A 16199-nucleotide genomic window follows, 5' to 3' on the forward strand; every position below is an offset into this window, starting at 1 on the left:
TCATTGGGCAACAGACTTGGGTGCGGCGAGCAGGCGCAGGGCGTTAGCAACGACAAGCAGGGTGGCACCGGTGTCCGCCATAATGGCCAGCCACAGGCTGGCGTGCCCCATCAGGGTGAGGAGGAGGAAGATGGCCTTCAGCCCGAGAGCGAAGGCGATGTTGAAATGGATGATACCAAGGGTGCGCCGGCCGAGGCGGATGGTCTCCGCAATCTTCGCGAGTTCGTCCTGCATCAGGGCGATATCGGCCGTCTCGATGGCGGCGTCCGTGCCGGCCGCGCCCATCGCGATGCCTATGCTGGCCGTGGCCATCGCAGGAGCATCATTCACGCCGTCGCCCACCATGCCGACCACACCGTGCTTTGCGCGCAGGGCCTTCACGGCCTCGACCTTGTCGTCCGGCAGCAGGTCGCCCCGGGCTTCGTCGATCCCAACCTGTCGCGCGATGAAATCCGCAGTGCGCTGGTTGTCGCCACTCAGCATCACCACTTGTTCGACACCGGCCGCGTGCAGCGCCGCTATTGCGGCCTTGGCGTTGGGTCTCAGTGTGTCACCGATGGCGACGATGCCCAGAACCTCTCCTTTGCATCCGTCGTGCGGACGATGGCCGACCACCACGACAGACTGCCCCTGGGCCTCGATTGCCGCCAACCGGGTTTCGACACTCTCCGAGCACACTCCGAATTCGTGGGCGAACCGGTGGTTGCCGACGAAATAGGCATGACCATCGATCACGCCCTCGGCTCCGCGTCCGCTGCGGGCCTGATAATTTGAGGCCCGGTCGTAGGAAATCTTTTGCTCCTGTGCGTGCGCGACCACGGCCTTGGCCAGGGGATGGGCGGAGTGTTCGTCAATGGCCGCCGCAACTCCCAGCACCTGCGACATGGTCGCCGAACCCAGCAACTCAACGCCGAGCACCTGCGGTTTTCCTTCCGTGATGGTTCCGGTCTTGTCCACGGCCAATCCCTTGAGGCGACCGATGGTTTCGAGATGAGCGCCGCCTTTGACCAACACCCCGCGCCGCGCAAGTGCTGTCAGGCCGGCGACAATACTGACCGGCGTCGAGATCACCAAGGCGCACGGACAGGCGATGATGAGCAGCACACAGGCGCGATAGAGCCAAGTGTTCCAGTCACCTCCCAGCAACAGAGGCGGCACGAGGAACACCAGCAGCGCCACGCCGGTAACGGCAGGCGTGTAGTAGCGGGCGAACACATCTACGAAGCGTTGCGTGGGCGCTTTCTGCTCCTGCGCCTCTGCAACCAACCGGATGATCCGAGCCAGTGTCGTGTCGCCGGTCGTCTTGGTCACTTTGATCTGCAGCGATCCTTCTCCATTGATGGTGCCAGCAAATACGGTGTCGCCAGGCTTCTTGTCCACCGGCACGGATTCGCCGGTGATCGGCGCTTGATTGACTGCAGATTCGCCGGTCAGCACCACGCCATCGAGCGGGATGCTCATGCCGGATTTGGTGGCAACCGTGTCGCCGACCGACACCTGATCGACCGGCATCTCCACGAATTTGCCCTCACGCATTACGAGGGCAACCTTCGGTGCCAGTTCCAGCAAGGCCTCGGTGGCACGCCGTGCCCTCCGGTCCGCCCAACCCTCAAGCCACTCAGCCACACCGAAGAGAAACACCACGGCCGAAGCCTCGACCCACTCGCCGATCACCGACGCCCCGATGGCGGCGATGACGACCAACAGATTGATGTCAGGACGTAATCGACGGACGGCCCGCCACGCTTTGGGCAACAGGAACCAGCCGCCGGCCAGCATACCAGCGCCCGCAAGGAGGGCGGTGAGCGTGCGACCGTCATCCTCCCATTGGCTGGCTAGAAGGGCGGCTCCCACGAGCACGCCCGACACGAGCAAGCTCAGACTCTCGAATCGGTTGTCTTGCGAGTGCTCGCAACACGATTCGTGGCTATGCTCGTCTTCACTCATGGTGTTTGGTCTTCAGGCGGGGGACGGCATCGCGTTGACCTCAGTGTTTGTGTTCGCCTGCCTCTTCACCGTGTTCTTCGCAGATGCAGGCGTATTCGGCCCGCTTGCACTCGCCGCAGGCTTCGTCGTGAAATTCCAGGCGATAGTTCTTGGGTTTCGCTTGGGCCGAGTCACGGACTTGAACGACGACGCGATAGCCATCGCCGTCGGGCAAAGGAGCGGCCGACACGAGCGCGCCGTCCTTGGCAGCGAACGTGAGGTTTACCTTGCCGGTCTTGGCTTCGGCGATCGCCGAAACCACCTGACCGGACGGAGCCACGGCTTTAAGATCCTTGTCGTAGAAGGATACGATGACGGAGCGGTCCTTCTCGACGAAGAACTCCACGTGGGGAGCCTCTGTGGTGACGATTTTGCCGCCTTTGGGGCCGGGAATCGGCTTGGCGGCGAACGCCACGGCCGTGGCCAGCAGCGCGAATGATGCAAGGATGAGGTTACGGATGGTTTTCATAGGAATAATCTTTGTTGAGTGGTTGAGGTTTAGGAGTGGTTGCCTTCGTGCGCACGGACTTCAATCCGCACGGTGCCGCTCGGAAGCGGATCGAGCGTTACGCTGTAACTCGCGTAGTCGGGTCGCCGATAGCGTCGTATTATCTGGCGTGGTTCGAAATGCTCCACGGTGCTACCGAGCACACCACCCGCAGAATCGTAGAGGGTTACGTCCAGATGGGTCTGGGTCGTGTCTTCGGCCTCCAGGCGCTTGACGACATAGCCCTTGACGACGAGCGGACCTTTTTTCCGCTCCAGCCAGATTTTTTCGACCACGACGACCGGAGAGTCGGCGCGGTCGAGCCTGATATGAGCTACATCGGGCGGAGCCCGAAAGGGCGTGGCGCAGCCGGTCAGGCCAACCACACCGAGAAGTAAAAGCCACGGCAGGGTTTTCATGCGTGTCCTTTGTTGGTAGTTGCGGGGTTGACGGAACGGGAAGGCCGGTTGTCGCGTTCAAACCAGCAGTAGAGCGTTGGCAACAGGACGAGGGTCAGGAAGGTCGCCGTGATGATGCCGCCGATGACGACGGTTGCGATGGGGCGCTGGACCTCAGCGCCCGACCCCGTGGCGAGGGCCATCGGAACGAAACCGAGGGCGGCGACCAAGGCGGTCATGAGCACGGGGCGCAGACGGGTCAGCGCGCCCTCGACCACGGCCTCCCGCACATTCTTTCCCTCTTCGCGCAATTGATTGATGAAGGAGATCATCATGACGCCGTTGAGCACAGCCACGCCGGAGAGAGCAATGAAGCCGACCGCCGCCGAGATGGAGAAAGGCAGGTCGCGCAGCCAGAGGGCGAAGACGCCGCCGGTGACGGCGAGGGGGATGCCGGTGTAAACAATCAAGGCCTGTCTGACGCTGCCAAAGGCCATGAAGATCAGCAGGAAGATCAGGGCGAGCGCGGCTGGCACCACGATCATCAGCCGGGTGCGCGCCTCCTGGAGGTTCTTGAAGGCCCCGCCGTATTCGACGAAATAGCCTTCGGGCAACTTAACCTCGGCTCCTATCTTTTGCTGTGCTTCCAAAACGAAGCTCTGCACATCGCGGCCGCGCAGGTTGACCTGAATCGCCATGCGGCGCTGGAACGCCTCACGGCTGATGGTGTTGACGCTTTCGGTCATGCTCACGTCGGCCACCTGGCCGAGGGTGACCATGCCGCCGTCGGTCGTGCGGATGGGGAGATTGGCAACGTTGGCAAAATCCTGCCGCGCCGATTCCGGCAGACGGGTGATTATGGGATAACGGCGATTGCCATCAATGATCACCCCGCCCTCGACGCCAGCGAACGCGGTCTCGATCACCTTGTTTACCTCATCGGCGTGGACGTTGTAGCGCGTCATGGCCGTGCGGTTGAGGACGACCTGGAGGACGGGCGCCTTGCCTGCCGCATCAAACTCCACGTCGGCCGCCCCGGGGATCTTCTCCACGATTTCGCGGACCTCGCCGGCGACCTTTTCCAAAGTGTCGTAGTCGTCACCAAAAACCTTGATGGCGATGTCGGCCCGGCTGCCCGAGAGCAGTTCGTTAAAACGCAATTCAATCGGTTGGGAAAAGAGGTAGCTCTGGGCGGGGAAGTGAACGGCCAGCTCCTTCGACATGAGATTGGTCAGTTCATCCTTGGTGATGGTGCGACCGTCGATCTTCCGCCACTCGGAGGGCGGTTTCATCATGATATAGCTGTCGCCCACGTTCACGCCCATCGGATCGGTCGCCACCTCGGAGGTGCCGACGCGGGCGAAGGTATGGGTTACTTCCGGGAACTTTTCCAACATCAGCTTCTCGGCGGCAGTCTGCATTTGCACCGACGGCCCAAGACCAATGCTGGTCGTGCGGATCATCTGAGCGGCGAGCGAACCCTCGTCGAGCTGCGGAATGAACTCCGCGCCAAGGTGAGTGAACACCCACATCGACACGCCGAATATGCCAATGGCAATGGCTGACATGAGCCAGCGCATGCGCAGGCTGAAGTGAAGCACCGGCGTGTAGAGTCGCTTGGCAAAGCGAATGAGGAAGTTGTCCTCTTCGCTGACCTTTGCCGTCATGAAGAACGAGCACAGCACCGGCACAACCGTGAGCGCGAGAATGAGCGCGCCAATGAGGGCGAAGACGACGGTGAAGGCCATCGGCGTGAACATTTTCCCTTCGATGCCCGTGAGGGTGAACATCGGCAGGTAAACGATGGTGATGATGGCCACACCGAAGACGGTGGGTGTGCCGACCTGTTTGCAGGCGGTCAGGATGGTATGCAGGCGCTCTTCCTTGCTCAGGAGGCGACCGAGTTGATGCTGACGCTGGGCCAGCATGCGCACGATATTCTCGGCCATGACCACCGCCCCGTCCACGATCAGACCGAAGTCCACGGCTCCGAGACTCATGAGATTGCCCGACACGCCATAGCGAACCATGCCGGTCATGGCGAAGAGCATGGAAAGCGGAATGGCGGTGGCGACAATCAGGGCGGCACGCCAGTTGCCGAGCAGTCCGATGAGGATGGCGATCACCAGGATCGCACCCTCAAAGAGATTTGTCTCCACCGTGCGGATGGTCGAATTAACCAAGTCGGTGCGGTTATACACCGTTTCAACCTCCATGCCGTTGGGTAGCTTTGATTGCAGTTCGGCAATACGCTCATGCACCCGGCTGGAAACCAACCGGCTGTTCTCGCCAATAAGCATGAGGGCAGAACCGAGCACGGCCTCTGCCCCATCGTGGGTCGCGGAGCCCGTGCGAACGCCGGAACCGATGCCGACATCAGCCACGTCTTTGACGCGCAATGTGCCCGCGCGGGCACCGGAGAATTTGATCGGCAGGTTGGCGATCTCCTCTGTCGTCTGCACCCGCCCGATGGCACGCACCGTAACGGACTCGCCGCCCTTCTCCACCACCGAGCCGCCGGCGTTGGCGACGTTCTCTGCGACGATGTCGGCCACCTCACCCACGGTGAGACCCACGCTCGTGAGCTTTGCGGGATTGGGCATAATCACGATCTGCTTATCGTAGCCACCGGAAGTATTGACCTCCGTAACGCCGGGCACGGTGCGCAACGCGGGCTTCACGATATAATCTTGTGCCAGCTTGAGTTCACGCAGCCGGTCCACCGCATCGGCCGGGGCATCCTTGAAACCCTCTTTATAGCGGACCGTGTAGTGGTAGATTTCACCGAGGCCCGTGGTGATGGGGGCGAGTTTCGGTGTGACGCCCGGCGGCAACTCATCCAGAACGGCTTGAAGGCGCTCACCCGCAAGTTGGCGGGCGCGATAGATGTCTGCGCCTTCCTTGAAAATCAGGGTGACTTGCGAAAGGCCGAATTTCGAGATGGAGCGGACTTCGAGGAGTTTCTCGATTCCACCCATCTCGACTTCGATGGGATAGGTGACGAGTTTCTCGATTTCCTCAGGTGCGAGTGAAGGCACCGAGGTGTTGATTTGCACCTGAACGTTGGTGATGTCGGGCACGGCATCGATGGGCAGCTGGGAGGCTGACCAAGCGCCGATGAATATGAGCGCCACTGCGCCGAGCAGCACGAACACGCGCTGGCGGAGGGCAAACTCGAGAATCTTGTCGATCATAGGAAAGGGATGTGGGAGTTAAAAAATGAGAAGAGAAGGATCAGTGGCTATGGCCGCCGCCCTTGGTTAGACGCAATTCGGCCAGCCAGAGCTGATCGACAGGCGTCACCACCACGACATCGCCGGCATAAAGACCGTCGGCGATTTCGATGAAGTCGGCTGAACGTGCGCCCACCTTGACCGACGTGCGCAGGTAGGCGCCGCTATTGACGACGTAAACGAAGGTATCGGTGGCACCTTCGAGGACGGCGGAACGGGGCACGGTGAGGACCAACTTCGGTTCGACTGCGAGCGCGAGTGTCACGAAGTCGCCGATCTTATGGTTTGCCGAGGCGCCCAGCTCGAAGACCAGGTCAACGAGGCGCGTCGCCGAAACGGCGGAGCGATCAATTCGCACCAGTTTCGCGCCGGTGAAACTGGACTGCTCAAATGGTTTAATCTGATCGGCGGGCAGTCGAGCGCTGGCCAGCACCTGAGGCGTGATCGTGAATACCTGGACCGTGATATTCATCTCGGCCGCGAGCGCACGGTCCTCCGCTTCCGCGGTGACTAAACGGAGTGCCTTGACGACCTCGGGTGTAAGTTGCAGTCCGCGGCCTTCCTTGAAGGTAACGCCGCTTTCCTCACCTTCCGCACCCTCGGCATGCTCGGAGTGGTCGTGCCCTGCTTCGGAAGCCGCCTTCTTGCCGCAGCCGGCAAGAAACAGAGCCGAGGCGGCCAGACCGATTGGAAACCAAAGACGAGGGTTCATGGCTTGATTTCGACAGGGTTGAGTTCAATGCCGGTGAGCTGCTGGACCTTGAGTCCGGCCACCAGCGTTTCGCTTTGGGTATCGAGCAACGCTTCGACGGCATCGAGGTAGCTGTTCTGCAATTCGACGTAGGTGGCGATGGGCACCGCGCCGGTCCGGTAGTGGCGGTCGGCCAGATCCGCAGCTTCGCGGAATTTCTGCACGGCATCGGGCGACCAATGCCGCGACTCGGCGAGCTTGGTGGCGAAGGCCTGTGCAGACGTGATGACCTCACGGTCGAGTTCGCGCAGCGTGACCAGCACAGCGGCTTCCGCCTGCCGGCGGCGGGCATTGGCCACTTCCACGGCCGCACCCGTGCGACCCGAGACAGGCAAGGGAACGCTCAGTCCGAGGCCGACGATGGTCTCGCGGTCACCCACGTTGTCCCGCGAGAGATACGGACTCACGCTGATGCCGGGATAGCGCTCGTTGCGGGCGAGACTGACGGCAAACCCCTGTTGTTCCAATTCAACCAGCCGCATCCGGTAGTCGAAGTTCTTCTCGCGGGCGGCGGCCAGCAGATCAGGGGTGGCAGGCAAGGAGGCAAAACTAAGGGCCGGAGCGGCCACCCGCAGCGGGGCATCAACGGCCACGCCACGAAGCTGATTGAGTTCGATCAGCGCCGCCTGCACGGCAAGCTCAGCTTCGGTTGCGCGTCGCTGGAGGGCGAGTTCGCTTGCCTCGATCACGCGTGTTTCCAGCAGGGGCGTGATGCCAGCCGGATCGCGGGCAAGGAAGGTTTCCTTGAGCGAGGAGAATCGGTCGGAAACTTCCCTGATCGCCGCCGCCTTGGCGTTGGCGGCGTAGAGACCGAAAGCCAGCGTGCGCGCACGCGCCGTCAGGGCGTTTTCAAACCGGGCGACGCCCAGTTCGGCCAGTTCAACCTGTCGGTTGGCGATAGCCTTACGCAGGGAGAGACGGCCAGGCCATTCGAAGGTCTGCGTGACGGAGACAGACCAAACCGCACCGTCGCCGATCCTGGCGCCCGATGAGTCCTTCAAGCGCTTTTGACCGATATCAAAAGACAACTCGGGGTCGCTCAGGCGTGAGGAGATGCGCACCCCGGCTTTGGCGGCGGCAATTTCTTCCTGATAAAATTGGCGCTCGGGATTTTTGGCCGTGATTTCGCTGACGAGCGCGGACAGTGAAACGGCAGTCGCGGCTTCACCGGGCACGCTTTGGGCGTGTGCGACACCCGCAAGGGTGAGGAGCATCAACCCGAGGCTCGGGCGGATGAAGTAGGAGGGCGTGGAAACAATAGGATTCATGAAAAGTAAATGGGCGTGACAAGGTGGTGAACGAAAAACACCCCGAGGATTGCAGACGCGCGCACGCGTCCCGCAGCGGGATGGAATAGAAAAGGGTCGATCAGTCCGCGCAGGGACTAATCAACCAACGAGCGAAGGCGCGCGCGACAACGGCGCGGCTCGACGGACAAACTGCCAGGCCGGAACCCAATGCTCCGGGGTCTCGGGCTTCGAAACCGCAAGGCTTGGCTCAACCGCCCATACTGACGGCAAGAGCTGCAAACAAAGAAAACACGTGCAGGCCGCCAACGAGGGAGTTGGCACCTTGATGGCCTCATTGCTGGACTTAATGAGGCTGCCCTCGACCACATTGCATCCGTCATGGGTGCAAGGACCGCTGCCCGTCTGACAACACCCGACGTCAGCTCCGTGGGGAGATTCTGCTGCGATCAGCCCCGCTGCCTCCAATCCGCAATGCTGAGTTGTCGGCAACCAAAGGGCCAACAGGACAATCGCGATGATGTGGCGGAGCGTGGACACTGTTCTCACTAATCGACGCAGCGCGTTTTTTGTCAATTGCCACTTGGCCACGCTCACCCTGCCCAAGCCTTCAACTCAGCCGAAAAAAAGCGACTACTGATTGTCGCTGTGGAGTTTGACGCGGTCGAAAGAATCAACTGAGTCCGAATAGATCGTGAGCCCAATCCCTCAAACTAAGACGTTACGCTCGCTTCGCTCGAATTCACATTCAGAAGCGGGCACGCATCACCTTGGCAAAGGTAGCGGCTGTTTTTCGCCAAAAGTGCGTTTCCGAACAGGACGCAAAATTCTTGCCTAGCTCCGCCACAGCAAAATTTTTCGATGCGTTCTTCATCCCGATAATCCGATAGGTTTTGCGGCCTCGATAGCCTGTGAGGATATTCTCGATTGCCGCTGTGATGAAGAAAATCGTGCGTGTGTCCTCTGAAATGCGATCAAGGACACCGTTGATTGACGAAGCTTTCGGCCTGAATGTCACCACCAGGCACGCATGCCAACGACAAGGCTAACCACTTCGGTGACATCGTCCTCCTGCCGTCGCAAATCGGCGGTTTTGCCTAGTTGCCTAGTCCAAACTACGCCGATGTATGGAGCAAACTCACGTCGTAGTTCATATCGAAGGCGAAGGCCGATCTCGAAATCGTTGAGCCCCTTCTCCACGCCGAATTCACGCGCGCTTTGCAGGGCAACATTTACCTCAACACGTGGCTGAAGGATGAGTTTTTGCGTAAGAAGCGCATCGTAAGTTGCGGCCAACCGCGCGGATAGATCGCCATTCTCGCTCAAGAACAGGGCTGGCTCGAATTCGAGCCAGTAAGGGGCCAAACCCTCATAGCCAATCACGGCAAAAGTGCGACCCCGATCCGATCCGGTTCCCCATGAGCGATCGTAGCGGAGTCCGGTTTGAAAATTCCAGAAGGGTGCCACCAGCCGGCTATAAAGCGCTTGAACTTCGCCTTCACCTTCGCTGCGACCGGAAAGCTGGCTCGTGCCCTCGGCTTTCCACCAAAACTTATTTTTATCACCGCCATACCAACCTTCGGCATCCAGGTTGAGTGCGTCAGCGGAATCGCCCGAGGAAAACTCCAGCCGGTCGATGAGGACGTAATTAAATTTCATCCTGTCTTCGACGGGCGGAGCCCAGCCTTGAGCGAGGTGCGGAGGCTGCCCCGTGACAAGAGTTGCCGGTGCATCCGCACCCGTGCCGTGTCCGGCGTGTTGAGCGAGTAGCGGGCTGGCGGCTATGAGGCTGACGCCAAGGAAGGAGAGAAAACGGTGCATGGCGGGCGGCGAGGGTTCAGGCGACGGAGACTACGCGGAACATGCCGGCTTCCATGTGATAGAGAATATGGCAGTGCATAGCCCAGAACCCAGGCGCATCGGCCTCGATGTCGAGCGAGAGGCGTTCGGCGGGCTTCACGTTAATTGTGTGCTTTTTCGGTCGATAGGCACCGGCTCCGTTCTCGGGCTCGCTCCACATGCCGTGCAGGTGCATGGGGTGATCCATCATGGTGTCGTTGACAAACGTGAGGCGCACGCGCTCGCCGAGTTTGAAAGCGATGGGAGCGGCGGCTTCCGAAAAAGTCTTCCCGTCAAAGCCCCAGATATAGCGCTCCATGTTGCCCGTGATATGGAGTTCGATTTCGCGGTCAGGCGGACGCACTTCGGCTCGCGGCTGAAGGCTGCGCAGATCCGTGTAAACGAGCACACGATGGGGAGCATCTTCCAAACCCGTGCCGCGCTCATGCAGGCGATTGCGCGGTGCCATCGCGACCATCGAATTGCCCGCTCCATGATTGTCAGGGCCATGCGGGACGGCAGCAGACGCCGGGGCAGGTTGCACGGCGGGCATCGCCATACCGGCGTGTTCACTGCTCGCGGGGGGCGTGGGTGGCATTTTCATGCCAGGCATGTCGGCCATTTTGGAATGATCGACCGCGGGTGTAGGCTTCGGCATATCGGCCATCGCAGCCATGTCGTGCCCTACGGGAGCAGACGGCGGCGGCGAGCCACCATGCGCGGAATGCTCTCTACCCGCCATACCCGGCATTCCGGCCATCGAGCCTGCGCCAGCACCGTGATCCATGCCCATATCGGCCATCGTGCGAATCGGGCGAACACGACGTTGCGGGAGCGGAGCGGTCATCCCTTGGCGCGGAGCGAGCGTGCCCGCAGCGTAACCGCTGCGATCCATCGTCTCGGCGAACAGCATGTAGGCACGATCCTCGGAGGGCTCGATGATGACATCATAGGTCTCGGCCACGGCGATGCGGAATTCGTCCACCGTGACGGGCTGCACGTCGTTGCCGTCGGCCTGAACCACCGTCATCGGCAATCCGGGGATGCGAACATCAAAATACGTGGCGGCGGAGGCGTTGATGAAGCGCAACCGCACGCGTTCGCCCGGGTGGAACAATCCTGTCCAGTTGGCGGCGGGGGGAAGGCCGTTTACGAGATAGGTGTAAGCGGCTCCGGTAAGATCGGAAATATCCGTGGGGTCCATACGCATCCGTGCCCACTCACGACGGCTGGCAAGGGCGGCGGACCAACCTTCACGCCCGGCATCGCGAACCAGGTCGGGCAGCGTGCGGCGCTGGCGGTTGTAATAGTTGCTTTGTTTTTTGAGCCGCGAATACACGAGGTGCGGATCGGCAAAGGTCCAGTCGGAGAGGATCACCACGTATTCGCGGTCGTATTCGTAAGGCGGAGGCGTGCGCGGATCGATGATGATGGGGCCGAAGACACCGATCTGTTCCTGGAATCCGGTATGGCTGTGATACCAATAGGTGCCGCTTTGCTTGAGCGGGAAACGATAAGTGAACGTTTCCCCAGGCTTGATGCCACCAAAACTGACACCAGGGACGCCGTCCATCGCGGCGGGGAGAATAAGCCCGTGCCAATGGATCGACGTATCTTCGCCATCGAGCTGATTGGACACGCGAATCACCGCCTCATCGCCTTCGCGGAAGCGCAGAAGCGGGCCGGGCACCGTTCCGTTGATCGTAACGGCCGAGGCTGGGGTTCCGGCGAGATCGAGCGTGGCGCGCCGGATGGCCAGATTCACTTCGTTGGTCACCGCAGCCATATCGCCACCGGTTCCCGTCATCGCGCCATGCCCAGCGTGACTCGCCTGTGCATAAGCCGGGGTAAGCCGCTGTAGCAGCGCGAGCCCGCCCGCCGCCGAGAGATTGAGGAAACGGCGACGTGAAAAATGGGGCGAGAGGTTTGTTGGCATGGGCGACATTCAAGCAGAGCGTTACAAACTGGAGGCGATTCCTCCTATCAGAGACGTTCTATCACTATTCGTGTCTCGCCTGCTTTGCCTTGCTCATACGCGAGAACGGCGTGGTCACCGGTCGCGACGACAGAGGGATAACGCGCGTTTTCGGCATGTTTGGCAGGAGCCGATTTGTTGGCATCGCGAGTCATCATGAGTTGATTGCCATCCTGCCAGAAAACCATCGACCGGCCGCCGACGTGAACACCGACCGGCTGTTTGCCTTTGCCGAGGCCGATTTCCATGCCGCCCGGAGCACAGTAGTAAATTTCACCCGCACGCTGCCACACGGTCGTGAACGCTCCGCCACCGAGCGCGAGGATGTCGCCGCCGTCCATCGGGCAGGCGTTCAAGGCCCACGATCCCATGCCGAGTTTCTGGGCGGAAAAACCACCTGCGCCGGTCGCCTCTGTCGCGAGCCACAAGTCCCGGTTTCCAGCGATGGAGTTGCGCCACATGACGGCCAGCTTCCCGGCTTCGTCGTAGTGCGCGGTGGGATGGCAGCATTCGCACACGGATTTATCGGGCGAACGATACATCTGCTCGTTCTTCGCCCACGTCCGGCCTGCGTCGCTTGAGCGGGCTCCCCACAATTCCATCTTCCCGTTGCGCAGATCGAGCCAGGTCACAAACATGCGGCCACCGGGTGCTGCCGCGAGATCGTGCAGACCTTCCCGCGCGCTTCCCGGCACTTCGTTGATCGTGTGCGCGGGGCTCCAGGTGAGCCCGCCATCCGGAGAGTGGAAGGAGAGCAATTCGCTGCCGATTACTGTCACCGTGACGTGATCGCCATCGGCAACGATACGCGGCCCTCGACGCATCCCGATCATGAATTTTTCATCGCTGGCGATTTTTATGGGAGACGAAAACTCCACGCCGCCGTCCTTGGAAAAAGCCGCAAACAAATCCTCGCCCTTGGCGTAAGCCAACCAGACGCGACCATCGCGCGCGCTGAAAAGCTGGGGCTGTGTCGCCTCGGCAATTTCAGTGCGGCCCCACGCGGATGGCTGCGCAATCAGAGCCGCCAGAAACAACGCTGCGAGCATTTGCATCCGCCGGGAGAAACCCCGTAGGGCCGAAGTGACAGCGGTGCAGGGATTTGCAGCCGTCGCACTACGCTGAATACTTACACGGTGGGCATGGCTATTTGTGAGCATTGTAAGCGGAAGTTTCGAAGCGACGGAACGGCGGGTTACTTTGCCTTGGGGGCGAGCTTCTCCAAGTATTTGGCCGGATTCTTGAGGAACTTTCTCTCGCAGGGCTTGCAGCAGAATTTCACCGTCTGACCCTCGTAAACAAAGCTCGTCTCGTCACCCATCGAACCGAGGTCGTTGTCGGTCACGAGGCAGACATCGAGGGGATACGGCTTGGCCGGGCCCTTGTCGGCCGCCTTCTTTTCGGCAGCCGGTTTGGCGGGAGCGTCGGCGGCAATCGCCGAGGCGGAGGAAAGAGCGACCGACAGCCCGAGGGCGAGCGTCGCGAGGAGCGGGAATCGTTTGGTTTTCATATTGGGAAATGTTGATGGCGTTAGAAACGGAAGCCGAGGCCGGCACCGAGGCCGTAGTCGGAATCGTAGGTGCTGATGACCGAAAAGCGTTTGGTGAGCGTATAGGACGCGCCTAGCTGCCAGGAGAATTTCTCCGCTGTGTCGTATTCGGCGCGCGCCATGACGCCGACACGCGTGGTGAGCTGGAGCATCTTTGCCAACGCGACACGGGCATCGCCGTTGCTTTGAAGGGTGGTCGTGAAATCCACCATGTAGGGCAACCGATAGGTGGCCCCGGCGATAAAGGCATCGTGGCCCTCCATCATGTTGGTAAGACGATAGCCGGCGAAGGTGACCCAACGCGGGTTGAAATAGTGCGAATAGGTCGCGTCGATTTCGTATTCGGTTTTCTCGACGCGTTCCCAGCCGGTTTCCCACATCAGGTTGAGGTTGTCGCGACCGCGCTGGATCGTGCCCATGCCCATGCTCATGTGCGACTGCACGCTGCCGTCGATCCAAGCATAGGTGTGAGGCATCGCGTGTTCGCCCAAGTTCGGGCGATAGGCTAATTTCGAGAGGGAGGCGGTGCCGGGTGCCGGCGTTTTCCCAGACGGTGCTGACGCGACCGCAGTGGCGTCGGCAGGGGTCAGCTCGGCCCCGGCGGGATAGCTGAACACCCGCGCCATGCCAGCCATCATGTGATAGAGGAGGTGGCAGTGAAACAGCCAGTCGCGGTCTTCGTCGGCGTAAAACTCGATGATGCGGCGACTCATGGGCGGCACATCCACGGTGTGCTTGAGCGGCGCATACTTCGGGTCCACCGCGTCGGGCATGAGCAGGCGGAAGAAATGCCCGTGCAGGTGCATGGGATGGTGCATCATGGTGTTGTTCACGAGCACAAGGCGCAGCACTTCGCCTTTCTTCACAGGAATGGTGCTCTGTTCATCAATGGCCTTGCCGTTGATCGACCAGAGGTAGCGCATCATGTCGCCGGTGAGCTTGAGGGTGACTTCGCGGACCGGCGCATCCGCAGGCAACGTGGTGGGGACGGTCGCCTTGAGTCGCTTGTAAGGAGGCAGCGGGCGGTCGCTCTCGGCGGCGAGCGCTTCGGCGTCGGTGAGTTCGCCGCTGTCGTCGAGCTGATCCAGCACGGCCGCGAGCGCGACGTTCATGCTGTAGGCATTAAGGGGGCCGGGAGCGGGAGCAGTGTTCTCCGCACCTTCGCCCACGAAAAGCGAGGCGTGGCCCGAATTGTCCTGCGCGGTCGCGCGCACTTCCCATGCGCCTGATTCAGGGACGGTCACGAGCACGTCGTAAGTTTCGGCCATGCCGATGAGCAGGCGCTTTTGGTGAATGGGGGCTACGTCGATACCATCGGCGGCAATGATTGTGAGAGGCCCTGCCGCGGAGTTGAGATAAAAATAGGTTGAGGCGGCGGCGTTGATCACGCGCAGACGAATGGTTTCGCCCGGCTTGGCGGCGAGCCGCTGAAGCGGCTTCCCGTTCACGAGAAAGGCATCGTAAGCCACGTCCGATACATCCATCGGGGGCAGGCGGGACTTCTCGCGGTTGAGATAGTCCTTCAGGTTTCCGGCTTGAATCGCGCCAACGAGAGACTGCGCCGTGCCCTTGCGGATCGCATACCAATCGCTGCCGCGCAGCAGCGTGCGCATGACATCGTTCGGGTTTTCATTGGTCCAGTCGGACAGCACAATCACTTCCTCGCGGTCGATGTGCGGGATGTCGATGCGCGCGGTCGTGCCCGCTTTTGGCTCGACCACGATGCTGCCGTAAACGCCGCGCTGCTCCTGCAAGCCGGTATGGCTGTGATACCAATAAGTGCCGGCGTGCTTGAGCAGAAACTCAAAGGTGCGGGACTCTCCGGCGCGAATGGGTGGCGTGGTGACGTAGGGCACGCCATCCTCCAGGTTGGGGAGAAGCAGGCCGTGCCAGTGCGTCGAGGTCTCTTCGTTGGCGAGGCGGTTGTTGACGTGGATGCGGGCGACATCGCCTTCGCGAAAGCGCAGCGTCGGACCGGGAATAGATCCATTGAGCGTAAGCGCACGCACGGGCTTGCCGGCGGGAGACAGCGTGGTCTCGGTAACGTCGAGAGAGTATTCGACGATTTTGGCATCGGGATATAGCTGGGAGGCCTTGGGCTCGCTTTCGCGAAGCGTCCACAGCGCTTTGCCCTTGCCGCCGCACTCTTCGCAGGCATGGGCAACGTTAGCTGCGATCAAGGCACCGGCTCCGAGAAAATAGGTCAGAAGCTTCATCAGTTCGTCAGGCGTTTGTATCGAAGTAATCTTCGCCCCATACCATCAATGCCCCCAGGTGCGCCGCTGCCGACAAGACGGCGGCAGTCAACCAGACCGATAAACGACGCAGCCAGCGCCCTCCGGGCGTTTCGGAGTTCGCGAGGCGAAAGGTGACCCAGGCCGCGCCCCCCGCCAACACCGTAGCCGCGATGCCAAGCCAACGATGCCATTGCAGCATCCAGCGAAGCGCCGGACGCGGGTATGATTCAAACGCGAATACCCATCCGGTCACACTCGCAAACAGCGCGCCAACCGCTCCTACCAAAAGGAGAAACGGAACCAGACCAGCCAAGCGCGGGCCATCCCACCGGAGGCGGATCAGCTCGATCCCCGCAGCGAGCAAAATGAGTGCGATGGGAAAATGCAGCACCAGCGGGTGCATGCGGCCGAAGAGGAGCGTTAAATCCATGGCGATAGCGTCACAAGTGATGGCGAGATTGATTAAAAAATTCGGCCGGAGCGCGACGCCCCGGCCG

13 protein-coding genes are annotated in these 16199 nt (G+C 60.9%); all 13 read right to left on the reverse strand.

Going from position 1 to position 16199, the window contains the following annotated elements; translation table 11 throughout:
- Positions 1–1947: a cadmium-translocating P-type ATPase gene (gene cadA / locus HS122_14290; GenBank protein MBE7539566.1), complete on the reverse strand. Its 1947-nt coding sequence runs from the start codon at positions 1945–1947 to the stop codon at positions 1–3.
- A 40-nt stretch (positions 1948–1987) separates the two neighbouring features.
- Positions 1988–2455, reverse strand: a complete 468-nt coding sequence (locus tag HS122_14295) for a hypothetical protein (protein ID MBE7539567.1) — start codon at positions 2453–2455, stop codon at positions 1988–1990.
- Positions 2456–2484: 29 nt separating this feature from the next.
- Positions 2485–2892, reverse strand: coding sequence for a hypothetical protein (locus HS122_14300; GenBank protein MBE7539568.1), 408 nt, complete (start codon positions 2890–2892; stop codon positions 2485–2487).
- Positions 2889–6065: an efflux RND transporter permease subunit gene (locus tag HS122_14305; GenBank protein ID MBE7539569.1), complete on the reverse strand. Its 3177-nt coding sequence runs from the start codon at positions 6063–6065 to the stop codon at positions 2889–2891. The genes HS122_14300 and HS122_14305 overlap by 4 nt, the downstream gene beginning before the upstream one ends.
- 40 nt (positions 6066–6105) lie before the next feature.
- Positions 6106–6816 (reverse strand): hypothetical protein, encoded by a 711-nt coding sequence (locus HS122_14310; protein MBE7539570.1) that lies wholly within the window; start codon positions 6814–6816, stop codon positions 6106–6108.
- Entirely contained in the window at positions 6813–8069 is a 1257-nt protein-coding gene (locus tag HS122_14315; protein MBE7539571.1) for a TolC family protein, read from the reverse strand. Before HS122_14315 ends, HS122_14310 begins: the two co-directional genes overlap by 4 nt.
- A gap of 781 nt (positions 8070–8850) precedes the next feature.
- On the reverse strand, positions 8851–9120 hold the full coding sequence (locus tag HS122_14320) for a hypothetical protein (protein ID MBE7539572.1): 270 nt from the start codon (positions 9118–9120) through the stop codon (positions 8851–8853).
- Positions 9117–9761 carry a copper resistance protein B gene (locus tag HS122_14325; protein MBE7539573.1) on the reverse strand — a complete coding sequence of 215 codons (645 nt, stop codon included), beginning with the start codon at positions 9759–9761 and terminating at the stop codon, positions 9117–9119. Before HS122_14325 ends, HS122_14320 begins: the two co-directional genes overlap by 4 nt.
- 178 nt (positions 9762–9939) lie before the next feature.
- Positions 9940–11877, reverse strand: coding sequence for a copper resistance system multicopper oxidase (locus HS122_14330; GenBank protein MBE7539574.1), 1938 nt, complete (start codon positions 11875–11877; stop codon positions 9940–9942).
- A gap of 47 nt (positions 11878–11924) precedes the next feature.
- A complete protein-coding gene (locus HS122_14335; protein ID MBE7539575.1) occupies positions 11925–12965 on the reverse strand; it encodes an exo-alpha-sialidase in 1041 nt (346 codons plus the stop codon).
- Positions 12966–13111: 146 nt separating this feature from the next.
- Entirely contained in the window at positions 13112–13426 is a 315-nt protein-coding gene (locus HS122_14340) for a hypothetical protein (GenBank protein ID MBE7539576.1), read from the reverse strand.
- A 20-nt stretch (positions 13427–13446) separates the two neighbouring features.
- Complete coding sequence (locus tag HS122_14345; GenBank protein ID MBE7539577.1) at positions 13447–15681, reverse strand: multicopper oxidase domain-containing protein; 2235 nt, start codon at positions 15679–15681, stop codon at positions 13447–13449.
- 7 nt (positions 15682–15688) lie between these two features.
- Positions 15689–16105, reverse strand: a complete 417-nt coding sequence (locus tag HS122_14350) for a hypothetical protein (GenBank protein ID MBE7539578.1) — start codon at positions 16103–16105, stop codon at positions 15689–15691.
- Positions 16106–16199 lie beyond the last annotated feature (94 nt).

The organism is Opitutaceae bacterium, assembly GCA_015075305.1.
GTDB lineage: Bacteria > Verrucomicrobiota > Verrucomicrobiia > Opitutales > Opitutaceae > UBA6669.

Excerpts from the sequence above, each read along its gene's own strand:
- HS122_14295 (MBE7539567.1), bottom strand. The coding sequence starts at position 2,455 with ATGAAAACCATCCGTAACCTCATCCTTGCATCATTCGCGCTGCTGGCC.
- HS122_14310 (MBE7539570.1), bottom strand. The coding sequence starts at position 6,816 with ATGAACCCTCGTCTTTGGTTTCCAATCGGTCTGGCCGCCTCGGCTCTG.
- cadA (MBE7539566.1), bottom strand. The coding sequence starts at position 1,947 with ATGAGTGAAGACGAGCATAGCCACGAATCGTGTTGCGAGCACTCGCAA.
- HS122_14350 (MBE7539578.1), bottom strand. The coding sequence starts at position 16,105 with ATGCACCCGCTGGTGCTGCATTTTCCCATCGCACTCATTTTGCTCGCT.
- HS122_14300 (MBE7539568.1), bottom strand. The coding sequence starts at position 2,892 with ATGAAAACCCTGCCGTGGCTTTTACTTCTCGGTGTGGTTGGCCTGACC.
- HS122_14335 (MBE7539575.1), bottom strand. The coding sequence starts at position 12,965 with ATGCTCGCAGCGTTGTTTCTGGCGGCTCTGATTGCGCAGCCATCCGCG.
- HS122_14315 (MBE7539571.1), bottom strand. The coding sequence starts at position 8,069 with ATGCTCCTCACCCTTGCGGGTGTCGCACACGCCCAAAGCGTGCCCGGT.
- HS122_14340 (MBE7539576.1), bottom strand. The coding sequence starts at position 13,426 with ATGAAAACCAAACGATTCCCGCTCCTCGCGACGCTCGCCCTCGGGCTG.
- HS122_14330 (MBE7539574.1), bottom strand. The coding sequence starts at position 11,877 with ATGCCAACAAACCTCTCGCCCCATTTTTCACGTCGCCGTTTCCTCAAT.
- HS122_14305 (MBE7539569.1), bottom strand. The coding sequence starts at position 6,065 with ATGATCGACAAGATTCTCGAGTTTGCCCTCCGCCAGCGCGTGTTCGTG.
- HS122_14345 (MBE7539577.1), bottom strand. The coding sequence starts at position 15,681 with ATGAAGCTTCTGACCTATTTTCTCGGAGCCGGTGCCTTGATCGCAGCT.
- HS122_14325 (MBE7539573.1), bottom strand. The coding sequence starts at position 9,761 with ATGAAATTTAATTACGTCCTCATCGACCGGCTGGAGTTTTCCTCGGGC.